This is a genomic window from Marinomonas piezotolerans, from assembly GCF_003362755.1.
Taxonomy (GTDB): domain Bacteria; phylum Pseudomonadota; class Gammaproteobacteria; order Pseudomonadales; family Marinomonadaceae; genus Marinomonas; species Marinomonas piezotolerans.
The window spans coordinates 16,198-38,779 of the sequence record NZ_QKRA01000005.1 but is presented as its reverse complement, the minus strand read 5'-3'; the positions used below and the strand labels follow the sequence as shown (position 1 = coordinate 38,779).

At 45.1% G+C, this 22,582-nt stretch carries 20 protein-coding genes; 14 read left to right on the top strand and 6 right to left on the bottom strand.

Translation table 11 applies throughout. The features are described 5' to 3' along the window. Nucleotides 1–536 precede the first annotated feature (536 nt). The 10 genes from sdhC (at nucleotide 537) to DN730_RS11595 (ending at nucleotide 12,952) form a co-directional block, all read left to right on the top strand. Nucleotides 537–914, top strand: a complete 378-nt coding sequence (gene sdhC, locus DN730_RS11640; RefSeq protein WP_115468315.1) for a succinate dehydrogenase, cytochrome b556 subunit — start codon at nucleotides 537–539, stop codon at nucleotides 912–914. Beyond that, a complete protein-coding gene (gene sdhD, locus DN730_RS11635; RefSeq protein WP_115468314.1) occupies nucleotides 908–1,255 on the top strand; it encodes a succinate dehydrogenase, hydrophobic membrane anchor protein in 348 nt (115 codons plus the stop codon). Before sdhC ends, sdhD begins: the two co-directional genes overlap by 7 nt. A 3-nt stretch (nucleotides 1,256–1,258) precedes the next feature. Then, on the top strand, nucleotides 1,259–3,031 hold the full coding sequence (gene sdhA, locus DN730_RS11630) for a succinate dehydrogenase flavoprotein subunit (protein ID WP_115468313.1): 1,773 nt from the start codon (nucleotides 1,259–1,261) through the stop codon (nucleotides 3,029–3,031). 12 nt (nucleotides 3,032–3,043) lie between these two features. After that, on the top strand, nucleotides 3,044–3,748 hold the full coding sequence (locus DN730_RS11625) for a succinate dehydrogenase iron-sulfur subunit (RefSeq protein ID WP_115468312.1): 705 nt from the start codon (nucleotides 3,044–3,046) through the stop codon (nucleotides 3,746–3,748). A gap of 356 nt (nucleotides 3,749–4,104) precedes the next feature. Continuing rightward, nucleotides 4,105–6,942 (top strand): 2-oxoglutarate dehydrogenase E1 component, encoded by a 2,838-nt coding sequence (locus DN730_RS11620; RefSeq protein ID WP_115468311.1) that lies wholly within the window; start codon nucleotides 4,105–4,107, stop codon nucleotides 6,940–6,942. A gap of 31 nt (nucleotides 6,943–6,973) precedes the next feature. Next, a complete protein-coding gene (gene odhB / locus DN730_RS11615) occupies nucleotides 6,974–8,491 on the top strand; it encodes a 2-oxoglutarate dehydrogenase complex dihydrolipoyllysine-residue succinyltransferase (protein ID WP_115468310.1) in 1,518 nt (505 codons plus the stop codon). 80 nt (nucleotides 8,492–8,571) lie between these two features. After that, nucleotides 8,572–10,011, top strand: a complete 1,440-nt coding sequence (lpdA, locus tag DN730_RS11610) for a dihydrolipoyl dehydrogenase (protein ID WP_115468309.1) — start codon at nucleotides 8,572–8,574, stop codon at nucleotides 10,009–10,011. A gap of 84 nt (nucleotides 10,012–10,095) precedes the next feature. Next, the gene (gene sucC / locus DN730_RS11605; RefSeq protein WP_115468308.1) at nucleotides 10,096–11,262 is read left to right on the top strand and encodes an ADP-forming succinate--CoA ligase subunit beta; all 1,167 of its coding nucleotides are present in this window, start codon (nucleotides 10,096–10,098) and stop codon (nucleotides 11,260–11,262) included. Between the two features lie 2 nt (nucleotides 11,263–11,264). Continuing rightward, nucleotides 11,265–12,137: a succinate--CoA ligase subunit alpha gene (gene sucD / locus DN730_RS11600; RefSeq protein WP_115468307.1), complete on the top strand. Its 873-nt coding sequence runs from the start codon at nucleotides 11,265–11,267 to the stop codon at nucleotides 12,135–12,137. Nucleotides 12,138–12,493: 356 nt separating this feature from the next. Next, on the top strand, nucleotides 12,494–12,952 hold the full coding sequence (locus DN730_RS11595; RefSeq protein WP_115468306.1) for a hypothetical protein: 459 nt from the start codon (nucleotides 12,494–12,496) through the stop codon (nucleotides 12,950–12,952). A 53-nt stretch (nucleotides 12,953–13,005) separates the two neighbouring features. On the opposite strand, the gene DN730_RS11590 is transcribed toward DN730_RS11595, so the two are convergent. From DN730_RS11590 to DN730_RS11570, 5 genes are all read right to left on the bottom strand, one after another. Next, entirely contained in the window at nucleotides 13,006–13,692 is a 687-nt protein-coding gene (locus DN730_RS11590) for a response regulator (RefSeq protein WP_115468305.1), read from the bottom strand. Continuing rightward, nucleotides 13,689–15,305 (bottom strand): sensor histidine kinase, encoded by a 1,617-nt coding sequence (locus tag DN730_RS11585; RefSeq protein WP_115468304.1) that lies wholly within the window; start codon nucleotides 15,303–15,305, stop codon nucleotides 13,689–13,691. Before DN730_RS11585 ends, DN730_RS11590 begins: the two co-directional genes overlap by 4 nt. A 65-nt stretch (nucleotides 15,306–15,370) precedes the next feature. Then, nucleotides 15,371–16,654, bottom strand: coding sequence for a 2-hydroxycarboxylate transporter family protein (locus tag DN730_RS11580; RefSeq protein WP_115468303.1), 1,284 nt, complete (start codon nucleotides 16,652–16,654; stop codon nucleotides 15,371–15,373). Nucleotides 16,655–16,772: 118 nt separating this feature from the next. Beyond that, nucleotides 16,773–18,200 (bottom strand): ArnT family glycosyltransferase, encoded by a 1,428-nt coding sequence (locus DN730_RS11575; RefSeq protein ID WP_115468302.1) that lies wholly within the window; start codon nucleotides 18,198–18,200, stop codon nucleotides 16,773–16,775. Next, nucleotides 18,175–19,224: a glycosyltransferase family 2 protein gene (locus DN730_RS11570; protein WP_245957951.1), complete on the bottom strand. Its 1,050-nt coding sequence runs from the start codon at nucleotides 19,222–19,224 to the stop codon at nucleotides 18,175–18,177. Before DN730_RS11570 ends, DN730_RS11575 begins: the two co-directional genes overlap by 26 nt. Nucleotides 19,225–19,391: 167 nt before the next feature. On the opposite strand from DN730_RS11570, the gene DN730_RS11565 reads away from it, so the two are divergent. Next, the gene (locus DN730_RS11565) at nucleotides 19,392–20,423 is read left to right on the top strand and encodes a pirin family protein (RefSeq protein WP_115468300.1); all 1,032 of its coding nucleotides are present in this window, start codon (nucleotides 19,392–19,394) and stop codon (nucleotides 20,421–20,423) included. A 48-nt stretch (nucleotides 20,424–20,471) separates the two neighbouring features. Here the strand turns inward: DN730_RS11565 and DN730_RS11560 are convergent, their stop codons facing one another. Continuing rightward, nucleotides 20,472–20,870, bottom strand: coding sequence for a GtrA family protein (locus tag DN730_RS11560; protein WP_115468299.1), 399 nt, complete (start codon nucleotides 20,868–20,870; stop codon nucleotides 20,472–20,474). Between the two features lie 188 nt (nucleotides 20,871–21,058). Between DN730_RS11560 and DN730_RS11555 the strand changes: the two genes are divergently transcribed. The 3 genes from DN730_RS11555 to DN730_RS11545 are packed head-to-tail and all read left to right on the top strand — an operon-like array spanning nucleotide 21,059 to nucleotide 22,582. Then, a complete protein-coding gene (locus DN730_RS11555) occupies nucleotides 21,059–21,943 on the top strand; it encodes an EamA family transporter (RefSeq protein ID WP_115468298.1) in 885 nt (294 codons plus the stop codon). A gap of 44 nt (nucleotides 21,944–21,987) precedes the next feature. Then, nucleotides 21,988–22,350 carry a VOC family protein gene (locus DN730_RS11550; protein WP_115468297.1) on the top strand — a complete coding sequence of 121 codons (363 nt, stop codon included), beginning with the start codon at nucleotides 21,988–21,990 and terminating at the stop codon, nucleotides 22,348–22,350. A 31-nt stretch (nucleotides 22,351–22,381) separates the two neighbouring features. Beyond that, nucleotides 22,382–22,582 (top strand): CPXCG motif-containing cysteine-rich protein, encoded by a 201-nt coding sequence (locus tag DN730_RS11545; RefSeq protein WP_115468296.1) that lies wholly within the window; start codon nucleotides 22,382–22,384, stop codon nucleotides 22,580–22,582.

Here is a 22,582-nt window from a genome sequence, read left to right as displayed (position 1 = left end):
GTCCGGGCAAAGAGTCTTGAGTTTAACTCTCCTGGCCCAGAAGGTGCGGAAAAAATACTGTCTTACAGGTAATAAAGTCAATGCGCCGAAATTCTTGGTTGATGAAAGTTTCCTTGGAATTCTTTGTAATTTAACTACAAAACCGTTAGGCAGCGATTTACTCTAATTGTTCCATGTAAAATTAAGTGATTGAATTTTAACAATTAAATTTTATAACTGAATTATGGTCAATATGTGGCTTTCTACCATTATTGCTTTGGCTTATGACCCTATTCATTTTATGAATGGTGATCATTGTAAACCCCTGCTCTAGTCTATTTGTCTTAGGTTTTTCCCCTAGTCTATAATTGCCCACCGATGATTTCATTGATTTGCCGATGCTATTTATAAGGTTTGAGTCGAACGTTATACCGTAGTCGTTTGCAAATCGATGCGATTTTCATGTTGGCCTATGTAATCTAACTGCCAAGTTGGCGTTAGAAGAATAGAACTTGGGTCTGATTGACCATTCAATCAACAAAGTGGTGTAAAGAGTCGTGAACAAAAAAAGACCAGTCAATCTTGATATTTCTACAATATCAATGCCAGTAACCGCAATTGTCTCAATCCTCCACCGTATAACAGGAATCATTCTTTTTGTAGGGTTAGCATTTCTGTTTTATGCGTTCGATAAATCTTTGTCTTCTCAAGCAGGCTTTGACCAGGTTGTAGATACATTGCAAAACAATTTTCTTGCGAAATTTATAATCTGGGGAGTTGTGTCCGCGTTGATGTACCACTTCGTGGCAGGTGTAAAGCACTTGTTTATGGACTTGGGGCATTTTGAAGAACTTGAAAGTGGCCGCATGGCTGCAAAAGCGAATATCGTGATCGCAGTTGTTCTGATTCTATTAGTAGGGGTGTGGGTATGGTAACTCAAATTACTAGTTTTGGCCGATCAGGTCTTTATGATTGGATGATGCAGCGTATATCAGCGGTTGTATTGTCCGCCTATAGCATCTTCATTATCGGATATTTGCTATTGAATCCTGATCTAACATACGATCAGTGGAGCGCGTTATTTGAATCTACAGCGATGCGTGTATTTAGCTTGCTGACGTTGTTGTCTATCGGTATTCACTCATGGATTGGCTTGTGGTCTATTTCTACTGACTATCTAAAAGCCACTGGTGTTCGTTTCTTCTTTCAATCTCTATGCGGCTTGGTGATGTTCATCTATGTTGTTTGGGGTGTTCAGGTTCTTTGGGGGCTATAAGTAATGGCTAATATTCGTACAATCTCTTTTGATGCCATTGTTATTGGCGGCGGCGGTGCAGGTATGCGTGCAGCCCTTCAGTTGACGGAGTCTGGTTTAAATACAGCATGTGTCACTAAGGTGTTTCCAACCCGCTCACATACTGTTTCAGCACAAGGTGGTATTACTTGTGCAATAGCAAGTGAAGACCCTAATGATGATTGGCGCTGGCACATGTATGACACCGTTAAGGGGTCAGATTACATCGGTGACCAAGACGCAATCGAATATATGTGTTCAGTTGGCCCTCAAGCTGTATTTGAACTTGAACATATGGGGCTGCCTTTCTCACGTAAGGAAAATGGTCGTATCTATCAGCGACCTTTCGGTGGTCAGTCTAAAGACTTTGGTAAAGGTGGTCAGGCAGCTAGAACTTGTGCGGCAGCAGACCGTACTGGCCATGCTTTGTTGCATACTCTATATCAAGCAAACCTTAAAGGTGGCACTACATTCTTTAACGAATGGTATGCGACGGATCTGGTGAAAAATGCTGATGGAGCTGTTGTAGGTGCTGTAGTGATTTGTGTAGAGACAGGCGAAACTGTCTACATGAAAGCGAAAGCGACTGTTCTTGCAACAGGTGGTGCTGGCCGTATATACCAGTCTACTACGAATGCGCACATTAACACGGGTGACGGTGTCGGTATGGCGCTTCGCGCTGGCGTACCGATGCAAGATATGGAAATGTGGCAGTTCCACCCAACTGGTATATATGGTGCAGGTACTCTTGTAACTGAAGGTTGTCGTGGTGAAGGTGGTTACCTAATCAATAAAGACGGTGAGCGCTTCATGGAGCGTTATGCTCCGAACGCGAAAGATTTGGCGGGCCGCGACGTCGTTGCGCGTTCGATGATCCTTGAAATACTAGAAGGACGTGGTTGTGGAGAAAACGGCGACCATGTACTGCTTAAGCTTGACCATCTAGGTGAAGATACTTTAAATAAACGTCTGCCTGGGATTCTTGAGTTGTCACGTACTTTTGCACACGTAGACCCAGTTAAAGAGCCAATTCCAGTTGTTCCGACTTGTCATTACATGATGGGTGGTGTACCAACGAATGTTGGCGGGCAAGCGTTGACGCAAAATGAAGCTGGCGAAGACCAAGTTATTCCTGGATTGTATGCATGTGGTGAAATAGCATGTGTGTCCGTTCACGGAGCTAACCGTCTTGGTGGCAACTCGCTACTAGACTTGGTGGTATTTGGTCGTGCAGTTGGTTTGCAAGTTAAAAAATCCTTGGACGAAGGTTTCGAATCTTTGGATGCTACGGATACTGATATCGACAAAGCCATGGCTCGATTAAACCGCTTGAACAGTACTACGGGCGGTGAGTCAGTTGCTGAGGTCCGAGATGAGTTGCAGAAAGTGATGCAGCTGTACTTCGGGGTATTCCGTGAAGGTGATTCTATGCAAAAAGGTCTAGAGCAGCTTAAAGAGATTCGTAAGCGCGTAGAAAATTTGCATCTTGAAGATAAGAGTCAGGCTTTCAATACAGCGCGTATTGAGGCACTTGAGCTTGAGAACTTGCTAGAGGTTGCAGAGGCTACGGCAATCCCTGCGGAGTTCCGTAAAGAGAGTCGCGGTGCTCATGCACGTAATGACTTTACTGAACGTGATGATGAGAATTGGCTAAAACACTCATTATTCCATCCAGCTGATAAGAAAGTGACCAAGCGAGATGTCAATTTCGCGCCTAAAACTATGGAAGCTTTCCCACCAAAAGTGCGTTCATACTAAGGAGTTATGTCAATGTTAGTTAGTATCTATCGTTACAATCCTGAGAAGGACGACGCTCCTTACATGCAGGATTATGAAATTGAGCTACCAGCAGGTAAGGACCTGATGGTGCTTGATGTTCTGAACCTTTTGAAAGCAAAAGACCCAAGCATATCCTACCGACGCTCATGCCGAGAAGGCGTATGTGGCTCAGACGGCATGAATATGTCCGGAAAAAATGGCTTGGCTTGTATTACTCCAGTGTCTGTTGCTGCAAAAGGTAATAAACTAGTGCTGCGTCCACTACCTGGCCTACCAGTAGTACGTGATCTTGTCGTAGATATGGGGCAGTTCTATAAACAGTATGAGAAAATCAAACCTTTCTTGATTAACGATACTCCAGCACCAGCTATCGAGCGTCTCCAGAGTCCTGAAGATCGTGAAAAACTTGATGGACTATACGAGTGCATTCTATGTGCTTGTTGTTCAACGGCGTGTCCTTCTTTCTGGTGGAATCCAGATAAGTTTGTTGGTCCGTCCGGTTTACTTCAAGCATATCGTTTCCTTGCCGATAGCCGCGATACTGCAACGCAAGAGCGACTAGGTGATTTGGATGACCCATTCAGTGTCTTCCGTTGTCACGGTATCATGAACTGTGTCAACGTTTGTCCAAAAGGGTTAAACCCTACAAAGGCAATCGGTAGTATCCGTTCTATGCTTTTACAGCGTGCTACCTGATGGATAGACCATTGCATTATGCATACAAATGCATGAGTTGATTTGCAGAAAGGCGACTTTGATTTGTTCATTGTCGCCATTTTGCGTTCTCTCGCACAAACCCGAGAACTAAAACTATACTGTGCAGAATTTTAATGTTTCGTGGCTAAACTCGTTTAGACCTCGAAAAAAACACAATTAGTGCTGTTTTTACACTAAAAGCAATCTTTTTAGTGCTTTAGAATAGGGCTGTTTGTGTGTAGTAAGGTGAAAGAAAAAATAATCTGGCTTTTATCGATTTAGATGTAGTCAGCAAGACAAAACATGAGTTATCGCGTTTTGTGATAGCTAGCTCGAACATAAAAGGGTGATCGAGAATGCACGAAAGTTTGATGGAGTTGCTATGGAGCACTTCTCACTTTTCAGGGGGCAACCTTGAATACGTTGAGGGGCTGTTTGAAAGCTACTTAGTTGACCCCAACTCAGTATCCGAAGAATGGCGGAAATGTTTTGACCAGTTGCCTAGAATAAGTGAGTCGCAGTCAACTGATCTCCCACACTCTGTTATTCAACAACAATTCTTAGAGCTTGGTAAAAACAAGTTCCGCAATGTTCCTGTTGCTACAGGTCCCGCAGCCAGCTCAGAACATGAGCAAAAACAAATCAATGTCCTTCAGCTAATCAATGCCTACCGCGTTCGCGGTCATCAGCACTCGAGTTTGGACCCTCTGGGCCTACAAAAGCGCGATAGGGTTGCTGATCTGGATTTAGGTTATCACCAGCTTACAGGCGCAGATCTAGACACTCAGTTTAAAACTGGGTCGTTATTCTTTAATCAAGATACGATGCCGCTAAAAGATATCGTGTCTGAGTTAGAGAAGACGTACTGCGGCTCTATTGGCTACGAGTTTATGCACATTGTTGACACCCAAGAGAAAGCTTGGTTGCAGCAACGTGTTGAGTCTGTACGCTCTCGTCCAGAGTACTCACCAGAAACACGTAAAGCTTTATTAGAGCGATTGACTGCTGCTGAAGGCCTAGAGAAATATCTTGCTAGCCGTTACCCAGGTGCGAAGCGCTTTGGTTTGGAAGGTGGTGAGAGTTTGATTCCTATGGTGAATGAACTTATCCAGCGATCTGGTGCCCTTGGTGCCAAGGAAGTTGTGATTGGCATGGCTCACCGTGGTCGATTAAACGTGTTGGTGAATACGCTAGGTAAGAACCCACAGGATCTCTTCGACGAGTTCGAAGGTAAGAAACTGGTGAATACGTCTGGTGACGTGAAGTATCACCAAGGTTTCTCGTCCAATGTTATGACGGCGGGCGGTGAGGTACACACGGTTCTTGCGTTTAACCCTTCCCACCTTGAAATCGTATCGCCAGTTGTCGAAGGGTCAGTACGGGCTCGTCAAGATCGACGTGAAGATAAAACTGGTAAAACAGTCGTACCGATTTCTATCCATGGTGATGCCGCGTTCGCGGGGCAGGGTGTTGTTATGGAGACATTCCAGATGTCTCAAACACGCGCATATCGCACTGGTGGTACGGTACATATCGTCGTTAATAACCAGGTTGGTTTTACGACAAACCGTCAAGAAGACGCTCGCTCGACAGAGTACGCAACTGACGTCGCTAAGATGATTCAAGCGCCGATTATTCACGTGAATGGTGATGATCCAGAAGCTGTTTTATTTGTTACGCAATTAGCGTTGGATTACCGTTATGAATTCGGTCGCGACATCGTAATCGACTTAGTTTGTTACCGTCGCCGTGGTCACAACGAGACTGACGAACCTTCGGGCACACAGCCGCTAATGTACAAGATTATTAGCAAGCTAAAAACGACTCGTACAAAGTACGCAGATCAGCTTGTTAGTGAAGGAGTCTTGACACAAGAGGACTCGGACCAGTTAGTTAACGAAAACCGCGCAGATCTTGATAACGGTCGCCATGTCGCGAAAAGCCTCGTTTTAGAGTCGAATTCTGAGTTATTTGTTGATTGGAAACCTTATTTAGGGGTCGAATGGACAGACGCAGGTGATACGTCTTATCCACTTGCGAAGCTTCAGGAAGTTGCTAAGAAGTTAACGACTGTTCCTGATGGTGTGGTTGTTCAGCGTCAGGTTATGAAGATCTATGAAGATCGTAATAAAATGACAGCGGGTGCTATGCCTTTGAATTGGGGATACGCAGAAACACTAGCGTTCGGTACGTTGCTTGAGCAAGGCTACCCAATTCGTATCACAGGTCAAGACTCAGGTCGCGGTACGTTCTCTCATCGCCATGCTGTAGTACACAGTCAAAAAGATGGTAGTACTTACATCCCTCTGAAACACATATCGGAAGATCAACCTAAGCTTGATCTGTATGATTCTTATCTTTCAGAAGAAGCTGTTCTGGCTTTTGAATATGGTTACTCAACTACTTCACCGAAAGGTTTGGTTATTTGGGAAGCTCAGTTCGGGGATTTTGCAAACGGCGCTCAAGTCGTTATAGACCAGTTCATTACGAGTGGTGAGCATAAATGGGGCCGCTTGTGTGGTTTGACTATGCTGCTGCCGCACGGTTATGAAGGGCAAGGACCAGAGCATTCCTCTGCACGCCTAGAGCGCTTCATGCAGTTGTGTGCAGAGTACAATATCCAAGTATGTGTACCGACTACGCCTTCGCAAATTTTCCACATATTGCGCCGACAAGCGATTCGCCCGATGCGACGTCCATTGGTCATTATGTCTCCGAAGAGCCTGCTACGTCACAAGCAAGCAGTGTCTACATTGGAAGATTTATCTGAAGGTAGCTTTAAAACAGTTTTGCCTGAGTCATTAGAAAGCATCCAGCCTGAAAAAGTTAAGCGCGTTGTAATCTGTAGTGGCAAAGTTTACTACGACCTTTATAACCGTCGCGAAGAACTAGAAAAAGAAGATGTTGCTATTGTCCGTCTTGAGCAATTGTACCCGTTCCCATATGCAGACTTTGAAGCTGCGTTGGAACCGTACAAAAATGTTGAAGAGCTAGTTTGGTGTCAAGAAGAACCTAAGAACCAAGGTGCTTGGCATGCAAACCGTCACCGTATGAATCGTGTACTAGAGAAATTGTATCCACAGTTGAAAATTCGTTTTGCTGGACGTATTTCGTCAGCTGCACCTGCTGCTGGTTACATGTCTGTACACGTTGAAGAACAAGAAGCGCTGGTTAACGACGCAATTGTCGGCTAGCACCATTGCCTGTCAGAGATAAGGGTAAAAAATGAGTATCGAAATCAAAGCACCTACTTTTCCAGAGTCTGTAGCGGACGGAACTGTTGCAACTTGGCACAAACAACCAGGTGAAGCGTGTAAACGCGATGAGCATATTGTTGATATTGAAACTGATAAAGTTGTTTTAGAAGTTGTCGCACCTGCGGACGGCGTTCTAAAAGAAATTAAAAAAGCGGAAGGCGATATCGTACTAAGTGAAGAAGTACTTGCGGTATTTGATTCAGGTGCTTCAGCGTCTGAGAAGCCTGCAGAGTCTGCGCCGAAAAAAGAAGCCGCTCCGGCATCTGAATCAAAAGCCAAAGAGACTGTACAAGTGAAAGCACCGACTTTCCCTGAGTCTGTTGCGGATGGTACGGTTGCAGCGTGGCATAAACAACCTGGTGAAGCGTGTAAGCGCGACGACCATATTGTTGACATTGAAACGGACAAAGTCGTTCTTGAAGTGGTCGCACCAGCAGACGGCGTAATCGCAGATATTGTTAAAGCTGAAGGCGATACAGTACTAAGTGAAGAAGTTCTTGCAAACTTTGCTGTGGGTGGAGAAGCAAGTTCATCTGACGCACCTGCTGAAGCATCTCAAGCGGCAGCATCTGAAGAGTCAAGCGATGAAGATGGTGTTGCTGGCCCTGCAGCGCGTAAAGCGCTTGCTGAAGCAGGTTTATCTGCTTCTCAAGTAAAAGGAACAGGTAAAGGCGGTCGAATCACTAAGGAAGACGTTGAAGCAGCCTCTAAAAACAAACCTGCTTCTGCTCCAGCTGCGGCACCTGCGCCAGCAGCATCTATGCCTGCGTTGGGTGCAGACGGTCGTGTTGAAAAACGCGTTCCTATGACGCGTCTTCGCGCAACCATTGCTAAACGTCTTGTTGAAGCTCAGCAAACGGCAGCGATGCTAACAACGTACAACGAAGTAAACATGGGCCCTGTCATGGAGCTTCGTAAAAAGTACAAAGATTTGTTCCAAAAGACTCATAATGGCACCAAACTTGGCTTTATGTCGTTCTTTGTAAAAGCGGCTACAGAAGCACTCAAGCGCTATCCTGCAGTCAATGCTTCTATTGATGGTAACGATATGGTTTACCATGGTTACCAAGATATCGGTGTGGCAGTGTCAACTAACCGTGGCTTAATGGTACCTGTTCTTCGTAACACCGAAGCGATGGGGCTTGCGGACATCGAATCCAATATTATGGACTTCGCAGTACGCGGCCGTGATGGCAAGCTTGGTATGGACGATATGCAAGGCGGTACGTTTACCATCACAAACGGTGGTATCTTTGGCTCATTAATGTCGACGCCTATTTTGAACCCACCTCAAACAGCTATTTTGGGTATGCACAAGATTCAAGAGCGTCCTATGGCTGTTGATGGTCAGGTTGTGATCCAGCCTATGATGTACTTAGCTCTTTCATACGATCACCGTATGATCGACGGTAAAGAAGCGGTGCAGTTCCTTGTTACCATCAAGGATTTACTAGAAGATCCAGCACGTCTGCTGCTTGAAATCTAAGTATTTGCACCCACTTTTAGGTGTATGAGTGAAACTTGTTGGGGCGCACAACGCCCCAACAAACAACTATGGATAATCCTATGTCTAATAAATTTGATGTTATCGTAATCGGTGGTGGCCCAGGTGGCTACGTCGCTGCAATTCGTGCAGCGCAGTTGGGTCTTAACGTAGCATGTATCGAGAAATGGCTAGATAAGAACGACAAGCCTCGCCTTGGTGGTACATGTCTAAACGTAGGTTGTATCCCTTCTAAAGCTCTATTGGACTCTTCTCACAAATACCACGATGCAAAAGATGAGTTTTCAACTCATGGTATTGGTGTAAGCGATGTATCAATGGATGTTAATGCGATGGTTGATCGTAAAGATAACATCGTAAATCAATTGACTAGCGGTATTACTGGTTTGTTCAAGGCAAACGGTGTAAAGAGCTTTGAAGGCTTTGGTAAGCTGCTAGCGAATAAGAAAGTAGAGTTTACGGCGCATGACGGCAAAGTTGAGACGTTTGAAGCGGACAACGTTATTTTGGCGACTGGCTCAGTTCCTGTAAACATCCCACCGGCTCCACGCACCGGCGATATCATTGTTGATAACGAAGGCGCGCTGGATTTCCGTGAAGTGCCTAAGCGCCTTGGTGTAATTGGTGCAGGTGTTATCGGTTTGGAGCTTGGCTCTGTTTGGAATCGCTTGGGCTCTGAGGTAGTGGTTTTAGAAGCACAAGATCAGTTCTTAAGTCTTTGTGACCAAGATCTAGCGAAAGAAGCTGGTAAAATCTTTAAGAAGCAAGGCCTTGATATTCGCGTCGGCGCTCGCGTAACGGGCAGCGAAGTGAAGGGCGATGAAGTAGAAGTAACCTTCCTTGATGCGAAAGGCGAAGAGCAAAAACAAACGTTTGACAAGCTTATCGTTGCAGTAGGTCGTAAGCCATTTACCGATGGTTGTCTTGCAGCAGATTCAGGTGTGAACCTTGATGAGCGTGGTTTTGTTTTTGTTGATGATCAATGTAAAACAAATGTACCAGGCGTTTACGCAATCGGTGACATTGTTCGTGGCCCAATGCTTGCGCATAAAGCATCTGAAGAAGGTGTAATGGTTGCAGACATTATCGCTGGTCACAAAGCGCAAATGAACTACGACTGCATTCCATCTGTTATCTACACGCACCCAGAGCTTGCTTGGGTAGGTAAGAACGAACAGCAATTGAAAGCAGAAGGCGTGAAATACAAAGTGGGTAAGTTCCCATTTGCAGCATCTGGCCGAGCTATGGCAGCTAACGATACCGATGGTTTCGTTAAGATGATTGCCTGTGAAGAAACTGATCGTATCTTAGGTTGCCATATCATTGGTGGTCATGCAGCAGATCTAATTGCTCAGGCAGTGATCGCTATGGAGTTCGGCTCCACTGCAGAAGATATTGCGCTAACAGTATTTGCTCACCCAACGGTAAGTGAAGCTGTGCATGAAGCAGCGTTAGCTGTAGACGGTCACGCTATTCACGTAGCTAACCGCAAGCGTAAATAAAGAAATTCGATTTGCCGACGTACGTCGGCATATCTGTCTACGGACAGAGCTTATGTCAATCATTAAGATGAGCGGAATAATTAAATGAACCTACATGAATATCAGGCTAAACAGCTTTTCGCTGAATATGGCCTGCCAGTATCTAAAGGGTACGCAGTAGACACGCCAGAAGAGGCCGTGGAAGCAGCGAAGAAAATTGGTGGTGACAAGTGGGTTGTTAAAGCTCAAGTGCATGCTGGTGGTCGTGGTAAAGCAGGCGGCGTTAAGCTTGTAGATTCTCACGAAGAAGTATCTGCATTCGCTGCAAACTGGTTAGGTAAGAACCTTGTAACGTATCAAACTGACGAAAACGGTCAGCCTGTTGCTAAGATCTTGGTTGAGTCATGCACAGACATCGCTAACGAATTGTACCTAGGTGCAGTAGTAGACCGTTCTACACGTCGCGTTGTATTTATGGCGTCTACTGAAGGTGGCGTTGAGATCGAGAAAGTAGCTGAGGAAACTCCTGAGCTAATCCACAAAGCAGAAATCGATCCATTGGTTGGTGCTCAGCCTTACCAAGCGCGCGAAATGGCGTTCAAAATGGGCTTAAACCCAACTCAAATCAAGCAGTTCACTAAGATCTTCCTTGGTTTGTCTCAAATGTTCCACGACAACGACTTCGCACTACTAGAAATCAACCCTCTAGTAATTACTGATGAAGGTAATCTTCACTGCCTTGACGGTAAGATCAACATCGATAGCAACGCTGTTTACCGTCAGAAAAAAATGCAGGAGTTCCACGATCCGTCTCAAGAAGATGAGCGTGAAGCACATGCGGCTCAATGGGAGCTTAACTACGTTGCACTAGACGGTAACGTTGGTTGCATGGTAAACGGTGCAGGCCTAGCAATGGGTACTATGGACATCGTAAACCTACACGGCGGCAAGCCAGCCAACTTCCTAGACGTAGGTGGCGGCGCGACGAAAGAGCGTGTAGCAGAAGCATTCAAAATCATCCTTTCTGACAGCAATGTTAAAGCGGTATTGGTTAACATCTTTGGTGGTATCGTTCGTTGTGACATGATCGCAGAAGGTATTATCGGAGCGGTAGAGCAAGTTGGTGTTAAAGTGCCAGTTGTTGTACGTCTTGAAGGTACAAACGCAGAGAAAGGCCGTGAAGTTCTTGCTAATTCTGGCCTAGACATCATCGCTGCAACAAGTCTGAAAGACGCAGCTGAACAAGTTGTTAAAGCTGCGGAGGGCAAATAATAATGTCTGTTTTAATCAACAAAGATACTAAAGTAATCTGTCAAGGTTTCACTGGCGGCCAAGGTACTTTCCACTCTGAGCAAGCGATTGCTTACGGTACTAAAATGGTTGGCGGTGTAACGCCAGGTAAAGGTGGTCAAACTCACCTTGGCCTACCTGTGTTCAACACAGTAAAAGAAGCCGTAGAAACAACTGGTGCAGAAGCATCTGTTATCTACGTACCAGCACCGTTTGTTAAGGACTCTATCCTTGAAGCAGCGAACGCTGGTATCAAACTTATCGTTTGTATCACTGAAGGCGTTCCTACGCTTGATATGCTTGACTGTAAAGTTAAGTGCGACGAGTTAGGTGTGCGTTTGATTGGCCCTAACTGTCCGGGTGTTATCACTCCTGGAGAGTGTAAAATTGGTATCATGCCTGGTCATATTCATTTGCCAGGTAAAGTAGGTATCGTTTCTCGTTCTGGTACTTTGACTTATGAAGCTGTTAAGCAAACGACTGACGCGGGCTTCGGTCAATCTACTTGTGTTGGTATCGGTGGTGACCCAATCCCAGGCACTAACTTCATTGACGTATTAGAAATGTTCCAAAACGATCCTCAAACTGAAGCGATCGTTATGATCGGTGAGATCGGTGGTACTGCAGAAGAAGAAGCGGCTGCTTACATCAAAGCAAACGTAACTAAGCCTGTTGTATCTTACATCGCTGGTGTAACCGCTCCAGCTGGTAAGCGTATGGGTCATGCTGGTGCGATCATCTCTGGTGGTAAAGGTACTGCTGATGAGAAATTCGCAGCACTACAAGACGCAGGTGTTAAAACGGTTCGCTCTTTAGCGGATATCGGTGCCGGTCTTAAAGAGATCACTGGCTGGTAAGCGATAGCTTAACTGCTTGATTTACTAAAATCCCCGCCAAGTGCGGGGATTTTTTTTCCTTTATTTTATGTCCATGATGAGATAAAAGCTGTTTACGAGCCTTTCTAATAAAAGACAGGGCATTTGATAGATTGTAAATGGACTTTCTGTAGTCGTAACTTTGATGGCCTTCGCGCCACACATTTTTGGCATATAGCTGAGGGTGTATATAAATTATGAGGGCAATAATCGATAATTTTATTTAGACATCTAAATAATGTGGTAAAAACACGGAATAAAACGTTATTAAGTTCCATTAACTTGCTCACCGAACTGTTTACGGTCACAGTATTAGAAACATCAAAATGGAGAAAGGTATGCAAATAACGAAGAAAGGGGTATCAAAACTAGTTATTGGGTCCGTTTTAGTCTCACAAATCACAGCATGTGGTACGCTGATTTATCCTGAGCGTAATGGTCAAAAAGGGGGCAAACTTGACATAGGTGTTGTTGCGCTAGACGCGGTAGGTCTCCTTCTTTGGTTTGTTCCTGGTGTGGTAGCGTTCGGCGTTGATTTTATTACTGGCGCGATTTACTTACCTGGAGGAAGTGTTGCTCAGTTATCGGATCAAGAGTTGGAGCAACTTAAGACGCCTGACGGCCAATTAGATCAAGTGGCTCTGCAAGACTGGTTGATATCTAATGAGTATTTAGATGCTTCAGAAGTAAAAGATCAGAAATTTGTTACCCAAGTGTATCAAACTCCTAACAGCCTACAACGCGCGGTAAATCTAGCTTCCGATCAGCAATATGCTGGTTTGTCTTTGGTAAACTAGATCGCTGAATTGCTCCCCTAGATTTTATATGATTTAGGGGGGCAAGGTGTTAATTACGACTCTTCTTCAATCAGATGATAGAGCTGTTTAGGGCGGCCCCCCGTATTGTAATTCAAACTCATTGATACGTGACCTTGTTCCTCTAAGTACTCCAAATAACGTCTAGCGGTAATTCGACTCAATTGTAATTCGTCTCCAATTTCTTGCGCTGAAAACGGGCTTTCACGGTGTTTAATATGTTCCTTCATGGTCGCTAGGGTTTTACCATCTATTCCCTTTGGTGTCTGTCTAACCTTATTGTGGGTTGCACTTTTGCGCATAAGTTCATCGATCTGAAGTTGGTCGATGGGTTCTGAAACCTCCAGTTTGGTTTGAAAAGTAGCGAAATCGTTGAGAGCCTGATGCACCCTCGATAAACGTAGCGGCTTTACTAAATAATCGTTAACGCCGTATTGAATGGCTTGAGCGACCGCGCTAGAGTCCCTTTCAGCGGTTGTCATAATGACTGAAGTCGTGCTGCTTAAATGTCTTATTTCGCGAAGTAAAGACATGCCATCGCCGTCCGGCAAAGAAATATCCAATAGAATCAGGTCTGGGTTTAGCTGGAGTTGGAGGCGGGTTTCAGCGGCGGTTTCTGCAGCCGCAACAACTTTAAATGACGGATGTTGATTAACGGCTTGCTCCAACAAATAACTCGCTTGTGGGTCATCTTCAACGATCAAAACAGAATATTGCGTCATTTTTCTAATTCCCGCTTATCCAAGTACACGCTAAATACCGTGGTACGATTATCGACTCTTTCCCAGTCTATTGATCCGTTATAACGATTAACAACCTTACTAACTAAGTATAATCCCAAACCGTGTTGTGTTTGGTCTTCTTTACTGCTGACACCCAGATCACAAATCTTATCTGCTAATTTGCTGTCAACTCCCTTACCTGAATCCTCAATAGTAACCATAAGGTGGTTAGTTCGGTCACTAATAAAGAGCGTTGCTTCAGGCGTTTGCTGGTCTGCGTTATTAAGCGCTGCGTAGAACGCGTTTTCAATAAGATTGCCAAGCAATGTGATCAGGTCATCATTGACCGACTGTTGATAATTCTTGAGTTGGCCGTCTTCATCTAATCTAAATGCAATGCCATTGTCTACCGCATAGTTATATTTAGCTAGCAGCATCCCAGCAACGGGGCTGTTTTCAATATTGCGTACTAAGTTACCGAGCAGTTGTTGATGCGCATCGCTTTCTGTTTGTAGGTAATTGATTGCTTCTTGGATCCTATTAGACTGTAGCAGACCTGATATAACATTCAGTTGGTTATTGTGTTCATGTGTTTTAGATCGTAGCTGGTTCGCATAGGCCGTCGTGCGAGTTAGCTCCCGCTCCAGCTCAGACATTTCTTGCTCGTGATTCAGTACGATTAAGTATCCTGATTGGTCTGCTTCCGTGTTTAATGGGTACAATGACACCGCAAAATCATGTCTCCCGATGGTTGTTGAATGCTTGTAGCGACTGGCTAAACTGTCGCTGATTAGGTGACAAAGTCCTTGTGAAAGCTCTGAAAGCGGTAAATTGATAAGGCTTTGCACTTGTCTTTCCGGTGCCAGCCAACCGCTAGCGGCTTCGTTAATGGCTGTCACTCTATGTTGTTTATCGACGGCAATAATACCTTCTCGTATATTTGTTAAAAGTAAATGGTGTTCTTTAAAGCGTTGTACGATCTCTTCGGGTTCATACCTTAGAAACGTTCGCTTTAACTTACTGATGAGCGCTAAGGTAAGCACGATGGCAATGATGTAGATTAAACCAAGCCATAGGGTTCCTTCGAAATAGTAGTTAAGTAGCAACTGTGTTGTAGATTGATCTAAATAACCGATGCTGACGGCTCCGATAATGGCGTTGTTGTCCATTATCGGAGCGAAGTTTCGAATGGCTTTGCCCAGTGATCCAGTATCGACCGTGGTTCTAACTGTTCCATATTGAAGTGTTTGCTGAATATCATCACCGATAAATTTTTTACCGACGTTAGCGCCATTAGGATGACTTAACCGAATGCCATTGAGATTCGTGACAACAATATAAGACGCATTTGTTTTTGCGCGAATGGCTTCTATATATGACTGAAGCGATGCTGATGCTTGAGAGCCTTGATTTGAATGTTTAGCGGCATTGATAACCGACTGGTCACTCGCGATGACTTTAGCTAATTCAGTGCCTCGTTGACTTAATCCATCCAAATACGTTTGTTTGGTGACAAAAATGAGCAAGGTACCAGATATCACTATGATTAGAGTGATAGTGGTGAGAATGATGGCTGAGAGATAGGACTTTAATGTCATAGGGGCCGAGTTCATAACTGAATCCCCGTAGTATAAAGAAGTTACTAGGGCTCTGGTAGTGAGCCCTAGTTATTGTTGGTTTAGCTTAAAAGCTGGATAGCGAAGGTTGCTAGGATAAGCATGAAGGCGCCACCTATGCGGGATGATATTTGTGCAAACGGCATCAATTGCATACGTTTACTTGCAGCGAGTACCGCGACGTCACCCGTACCGCCCATGTTCGCCATACATAACCCGCCAGTAATGGCGGATTCGATTGGATAGAAGCCCATTATTCTACCGACGATGCCTGCGCCAATTGCCGCACCTAATACGGTTGCAAATACCATCACAAAATACATCGGCGTTAGTGCGTTAATGATTTGGTCTAAGTCGGTGTAAGCAACGCCAATACCGACTAGTAAAGCTGGAGTTAGGTTACCGACGACAAACGTGTACCAAGCATGAGCTGCTTTTTCCAGTTGTGTTGGCATCAGTCCTGATACTTTAATAAGAGCGATAGAAAGGATCATTAATGCATAGGTATGCATGCTAATCACATTTGAAAGTAGAGTACCTAGGAAAAACATACTGATTGCGAGCAATGCCCCCATCCCGAGTTTTTTCACGTCTAAGGTGTCTTTCTTTTCGGTTTCTACAAGACCGGGCTCGTCCCCACGAATCAGCTCTCCATTACCTGTCCAGCTTGGTTTTAATTGACCCACTTTATTGAGCAAACCTGCGATTACGATGGCTATTGCGTTACCAATGGCAAGTGCAGGAACCATTTGAGACATCAAGGTGGATGCATCTAAGCCAGTACGTCCAGACATGATTTCAACGAGAGGTACGGCACCTGCCCCCATTCCTCCACCCATAATGGGTAAAGCAATTAACATGAGTGATTGGAATAAGTTCTTGCCGAAAAAGAGTCCGATTAGGCCTGCTAATAAGAAGGATACTGCAACGGCCCCAAGAATCACTGGAATGTATTTAAGCGCCGCTTTTTTTAGCGTCTCGGTGCTCATCCCCAAAATGGAACCCGTGACAAGGCTGGCAACATAGAACGATAAGAACCCACCACTTTTTGTGAAGGTTGTTATTTGCTTCTCAATGTCGCCGGAAAGAAAGCCCCCATGAAAAAGGTACGATGACCCAAAAATGACAACAATGGCTCCGCCACCAAAAAACTGGTTGATAATCGGAGTTCGGTCGCCAATGTAATTCAGCAGAAAACCAACGATGACCATTGCGCCTAATGCGCCGATCATTCCACCGGGTAGCTGATTGAAATACGTGGCCAAAAGTATGACAAAAGCCGCAATGAATAAAACGGTTTTGACCTCGCGCTGATCATTCGTAGATATAGCTTCGTTAGCAATCATGAAGGTTACTCTCTGTTTGTTTTTATGTGAGCGAAGTCTACCCAGCCTATTTCCAAGACAGAAGTGGCTGGTAGCTTAAGAAAGTAAACGATTGATTTGAAACTTTTGTAACCATAACTTATCGCGGATGACAGAATACTAACTCACGTTTTGTATTGGTCCCTTTTAGTTCACATTGCCAATTACTCTGTGAAAATAATTGAGCTTTCTGGTTTATTGGTTGGATGATGAAAAATGAATTCGTTTGCGATGAGAGCCATTGTGAAACGGGTTTGAGTCTAGATTGTACTTTGCCTTGACTGTAGAACTGTGACGAAAAAGATTTACGGCCTAGGTAAAGAAGGTCGGCGGCCGTACTTTTCGGCTGTTGCCTCCAGATTTCAACAAGCGCTTTGTCTGACAAGGGGTCAACGAGATAAGTGTGCAGTGACACGACAATTGCAATCAGCAAACTTGGTGTGATCAGCCCTAAGGCATACCACTTTCGGTTAATAGGGTGGCGGATTTGGTAGTAAGTCAATAGTAACGCCGCTGCAGGCAGAGAAGGCATCACATAACTCATGAGGATATTGCCTGCCATAGTGAAAAGAATCAGCGGGGCAAGCAACCAACATACTAGATAGGCCAAAATGTGTTTCGGAAGAGGTTGCGTTGTCACCGTTTGCCAACCCGAACGAGCCCATTGGACGAGCAATATAGGCGTCCAAGGTAGGAACGCGGCTAACCCTAATAGCCAAATCATACCACGTGGCTGCGTATGGGCACTCCCGTACAGGTCCCCCTGCCAGCCACTGACTAAGAATCGTTTAAAGTGCTCTCCGATAATAAAGTAATCTAAAAAACCTGGCGTTTGCAGTTCCGCCATAATGTACCAAGGCAAAGCGACAGCAAGCATTAAAGCTGTACCAGATAGCCAAGGAATGCGGTGCCATAAAAGATGCCATTGACGTGTAATCGATACCCATAAGAATAAGCTAATCCCGACTAGCACAAGAGTGAGTGGTCCTTTAGAAAGTAACCCAAGGGCTAACCCAATAAAAAATAGGTATCCCCACCTTTTTCCCTGAAGGTGCCAAGCTTGCCAAAAACTTAACATAGAAAGCGTGAGCGAGAAGGTGAGAGCGGTATCGGTCATCACCGAACCAGAGAAGATAAGGAATGATGTGGTAAACGCTAAAACTGCAGCAGAAAATAGCGCTGCACGAGCTGATTGAAACCAAATTTTTGCAAAGTAAAAAACCAGCCCTATGATCGCGATGCCCACTAAAAAATGGGGCATTCGGGCACCTATTTCATTGACTCCCATTGCTTTAAAACCAAATGCACTAAGCCAAGTGAACATCGGAGGCTTACCCCAGAAAGGCACTGCATAGTCAAACATGGGGGTCACCCAGTTCCCTGTCTCAAGCATAATACGAGCCATTTCTCCGTATCGGGCCTCAGTCGTGTCCATTAAAGGGTATAACCCAAGGGAGACAAGGCGGAGAAGCAGTAAAGCTGATACGCCGATCAGTAGAATCTTAATGGTTGGGAATTGCTTTGTCATACAGACTACCTTGATGCTCTGAAAGGTTCACAAAATTCATGTCAGTGTGTTGGGGCAGGTCTTCAGGGGGATGACTGAGGTCCTCCATCACCACATAAAGCGGACGTTGCTTAGATTCTAAGAAAAGCCGTCCGACGTATTCCCCAAGCAAGCCAATTGATAAAAGCTGGATTCCTCCGATAAGCAAAATAACAATTAGCATTGAAGGGTAGCCTGCGACGGGGTCGCCCCAAATGATAGTTTTAGTCAGCACTATAAGGGAGTAGACAAAGGCGCTGAAAGAGGTCACGAGACCAGCTACAGTGGCTAACCTTAGCGGTTTTGTACTAAAAGATGTGATGCCCTCAATGGCAAGCTGACCCAGTTTCAGATAATTCCATTTGGTAGAGCCCGCTGTTCTTGGTGCCCGCTGAAATGTAAGTACCTTGCGGCGAAACCCCGGCCAAGCGAGAAGGCCTTTCATAAACCGATTCCGCTCAGGCATTTGATTAACCACATCAATGACTTTTCGATCCATAAGTCGAAAGTCTCCTACATTTTCGTGAATGTCTGCGTCACTGAGTGCGGAGAGTGTTTTGTAGAATAGTTTAGCGGTAAAACGTTTAAAAAATGTCTCCCCTAAACGTTCATTACGCTGCATTTCAACGACATCAAAGCCTGACTGCCACGCTTCAACCATGACTGGAATACAGTCTGGTGGATCTTGAAGATCAGCATCAAATGGAATGACCGCTTGTCCTGTCGCTGCCTTTAAGCCTGCACTCAGTGCGCATTCTTTACCAAAGTTTCGACTTAAGCGTAAGGCTCTAACGGTGTGCCGATCAGACCTGAACCCCTGTACCTTTAGCCAACTGTCATCGCTGCTGCCGTCGTCGATATAAACGATTTCTGATGAGTGGGGAAAACGATCCAATATCTCTATTAACGCTGTATGGCAGGTTGGTAGAGTATCGGACTCATTAAAAAATGGGACCACCACAGACAAGAATGGCGGTCTGTGTTGAGTTTGAGAGTAGTTGGACATAAGCGCTCTGGTCATAACGTAAATAGCGCATTATTCCGTTAGAAAATTAAGTGAACCTTAATGGGGACCAAGCTAACAAAAAGTAAGTAAGCTGAGTTAGCCATCTCGTCATAGTGACTGTCATAAGATACTCTTAGACTATCTTTAAAACTTCTTTGGGAGTATTTATGTCCTTACATATCAAGCAGCGCTTAGCATTAGAAATGTTTTGGCCTACCTTTGACCCATTCTTATTTTGTGCCTTTCACGATGATCGATTCCCGAAAGCCAACGGTAAATTAGGCCCTGATGCATCGTTAGCTGGTCGCCATATCGGCCAAGATTTTCAAGGCAAAGATGGCTGGCGTATGTACCACGGGAGCAATGTCCCCGGATTTCCTGCGCACCCTCATCGAGGCTTTGAAACGGTAACAATCGTTAATGAAGGATTCGTCGATCACGCGGACTCTATTGGTGCTGCAGGGCGCTATGGTGAAGGTGACACTCAATGGATGACGGCAGGCAAAGGGGTTCAGCATTCTGAGATGTTTCCGCTTTTGGACACCGAGCAACCCAATCCTATGGAACTGTTCCAAATATGGTTGAATTTGCCCGCGAAAAACAAAATGGTAGAGCCGCATTTCGCCATGCTTTGGAATGAAAAAACGCCACTGGCGAAGGTCACTGATGACGCAGGAAAGCTTGCCACCATCAAGGTAGTCGCTGGTGAGTACAATGCGCCAAACGGTGAGACCTATGAGCCCGTAGCTCCGCCACCTAATTCGTGGGCAGCAGACGCAAATAATGATGTCGCAATTTGGATCATTGACTTAGACGAAGAGGCACATTGGACATTGCCTGCGGCAAGCAAAGGTTTAACACGTACGTTGTACTTTTTTGAAGGAGAGTCTGCGATAGTGGATGGGACCGATGTGTCTATTAAAGAGGCGTTGGTATTGGACAGTGATGCGGACATTAGTATGGAAAATACGGGTAAAAAATGCCGTTTTCTTCTGCTACAAGGCCGTCCGATTGGTGAGCCAGTTCAGCAGCATGGACCGTTCGTTATGAATACGCGTCAAGAGTTGCAGCAAGCCTTCCATGATTACCAGCGTACACAATTTGGTGGGTGGCCATGGGAACGAAATGACCAGACACATGGAGATGAAAAGCGACGATTTGCCCGTCATTCTGCAAACGGAGCGATTGAAACTCCTTAAATAATTGCACCGACAAAAGTGAAAGATTCAAGGCCTAATCACCTTCGCTTAGGCCTTGAACACCCAGACTTTAGATAAACCAAAATTGATGAACATCCCTAGCAATATCCCTGGCACCATAGCGGCGTAGGGGTACCATGTATAGCCCGTCCAATTGAGCTGATCCCCCAGCGACATCAAGATAGCAAAGACGCCCCAATTAGGAATAAAACCCATTAAAGAGGCACAAAAAAAGCGTCCCCATTGACGTTGAGGACTCTCTTTAGAGGTTGCATTTCTGAAAGTAAAGGATCGATTAAACCACCAATTCGACGTGACGGCGACCCAGAATGAGATGGCCCGAGCGGGCGTATAAGGCAGCCAATGCGACAACAACCATAACACCCCCGCATCCACTAGAAATCCAAGAGTTCCGACCAAACCAAAGTAGATAAATTGTTTGCTCATTGAGATTGCCGTACGAAAAAGATGGCGCGCATTGTGGCACATTAAGATGTTTTTTCAAATCAGCTACCTACACATAAGTAAGTATACCTATTTGGAATGCTTTGGATTCTCATTATTCCTTTTACAAATGTGAGGTGGCCGTCCATGCTTCGGTCTTTCATTGTTGATTCTACGGAGCACACTCTTTCATGTGGATTTTTGTCACTCTGTTTGCGGCAGCTTGCCAGTCGATGCGTACTGCATATCAAAAGACCTTATCTCAAGAACAGGGCTTTTTGCATGCGACGATGGCGCGTTCGTTGTTTGGGCTCCCGTTGGTGAGTGTTTATTTAGTGCTCGTTTGGTTTTGGCTAGGTGGCGTCACATTGAACGGTCGTACGGAGTTTTTTATGTACGCGAGCATTTGTGCTGTGACTCAAATACTAGCGACCTATTTGATGCTTAGAGTATTTCAATCCGGTAGCTTTGCCTTGGGCACGTTGCTCGCTAAAACCGAGGCGGTATTAGCGGCATTGATTGGTATTCCGCTACTGCATTATTCGCTTAATGGTATGGCATGGATGGGCGTCCTTTTAGGTGTAGCCGGTGCGCTAGTCATGAGTATCAAACTTCAAAACTTACGCCATGCCCACAAAGACATGTCATTGCTTGCAGGGCTGGGGAGCGGCTTGTGTTTTGCCATGACATCAGTGACTGCTTCGTTAGCTAGCCATTCACTAGAGGGGTCGTTAGTGACCAGTGCTGGTGTAACGCTATGGTATGTGCTTGCACTGCAGTCAATTATTTTATGCAGTATTCAGATCGCTCTGACAGGGCAGGCTCTAGCACCAGTGAAACGCTCTTTTGTTCTAAGCTGCAAGGTAGGGCTACTAAGCTCATTGGGATCGATTGGGTGGTTTACTGGGTTTGCACTCGTTAATCCAGCGTTAGTTAAAACGCTAGGGCAAGCAGAGATACTCGGGACACTCTATTATTCTAAACGCCGCTTTAAGGAAAGTGTGACGATGCAACAAGGGGTGGGTGGTTTAATGATTTTAGTGAGCGTCGTTTTGGTGGCACTTGCGACAGTATAATCACTCTGCTTAACTAAATGAAAGACATGTTCAAAGGAGCGAAAATGCAGTCGAATAAGATTAACTATGTTGAGTTACCGGCTTGTGATTTAGAAGCAAATAAAGCGTTTTTTAAGCAAGCTTTTGGCTGGTCTTTTGTTGACTACGGTAACGATTATACTGCGTTTTCTGATTCTGGAGTGGATGGGGGATTTTTCCGTGCAGACTTCACATCGCGGCCGCAAACTGGTGCCGCTTTGATCGTTCTGTATTGTGCTGAGCTTGAAGCCGCTCTTGCTAAAGTGGAAGAATCCGGAGGTGTGATTGAACAACCTATTTTTGAATTCCCAGGAGGGAGACGCTTTCATTTCCTAGATCCTTGCGGAAATGAGTGGGCGGTTTGGTCCGATCCGATTGAAAGTGAATAGCAGATAACGCTATGTGGTAAAGGGGAAGAGTATGAATCAAGCGCTGACACAGACATGTATTCAATGCCCGTATTGTGGAGAGGAGATTGACGTTTTAATTGAACCCATGGAAGAAAGTGATGAATACATTGAAGACTGCCAAGTCTGCTGCCGTCCGATTGTGTTTAATGTCGTCATGGACATTGATGGGGAGCAAACCGTTTCCGTACATTCAGAAAATGAAGTCGATTAA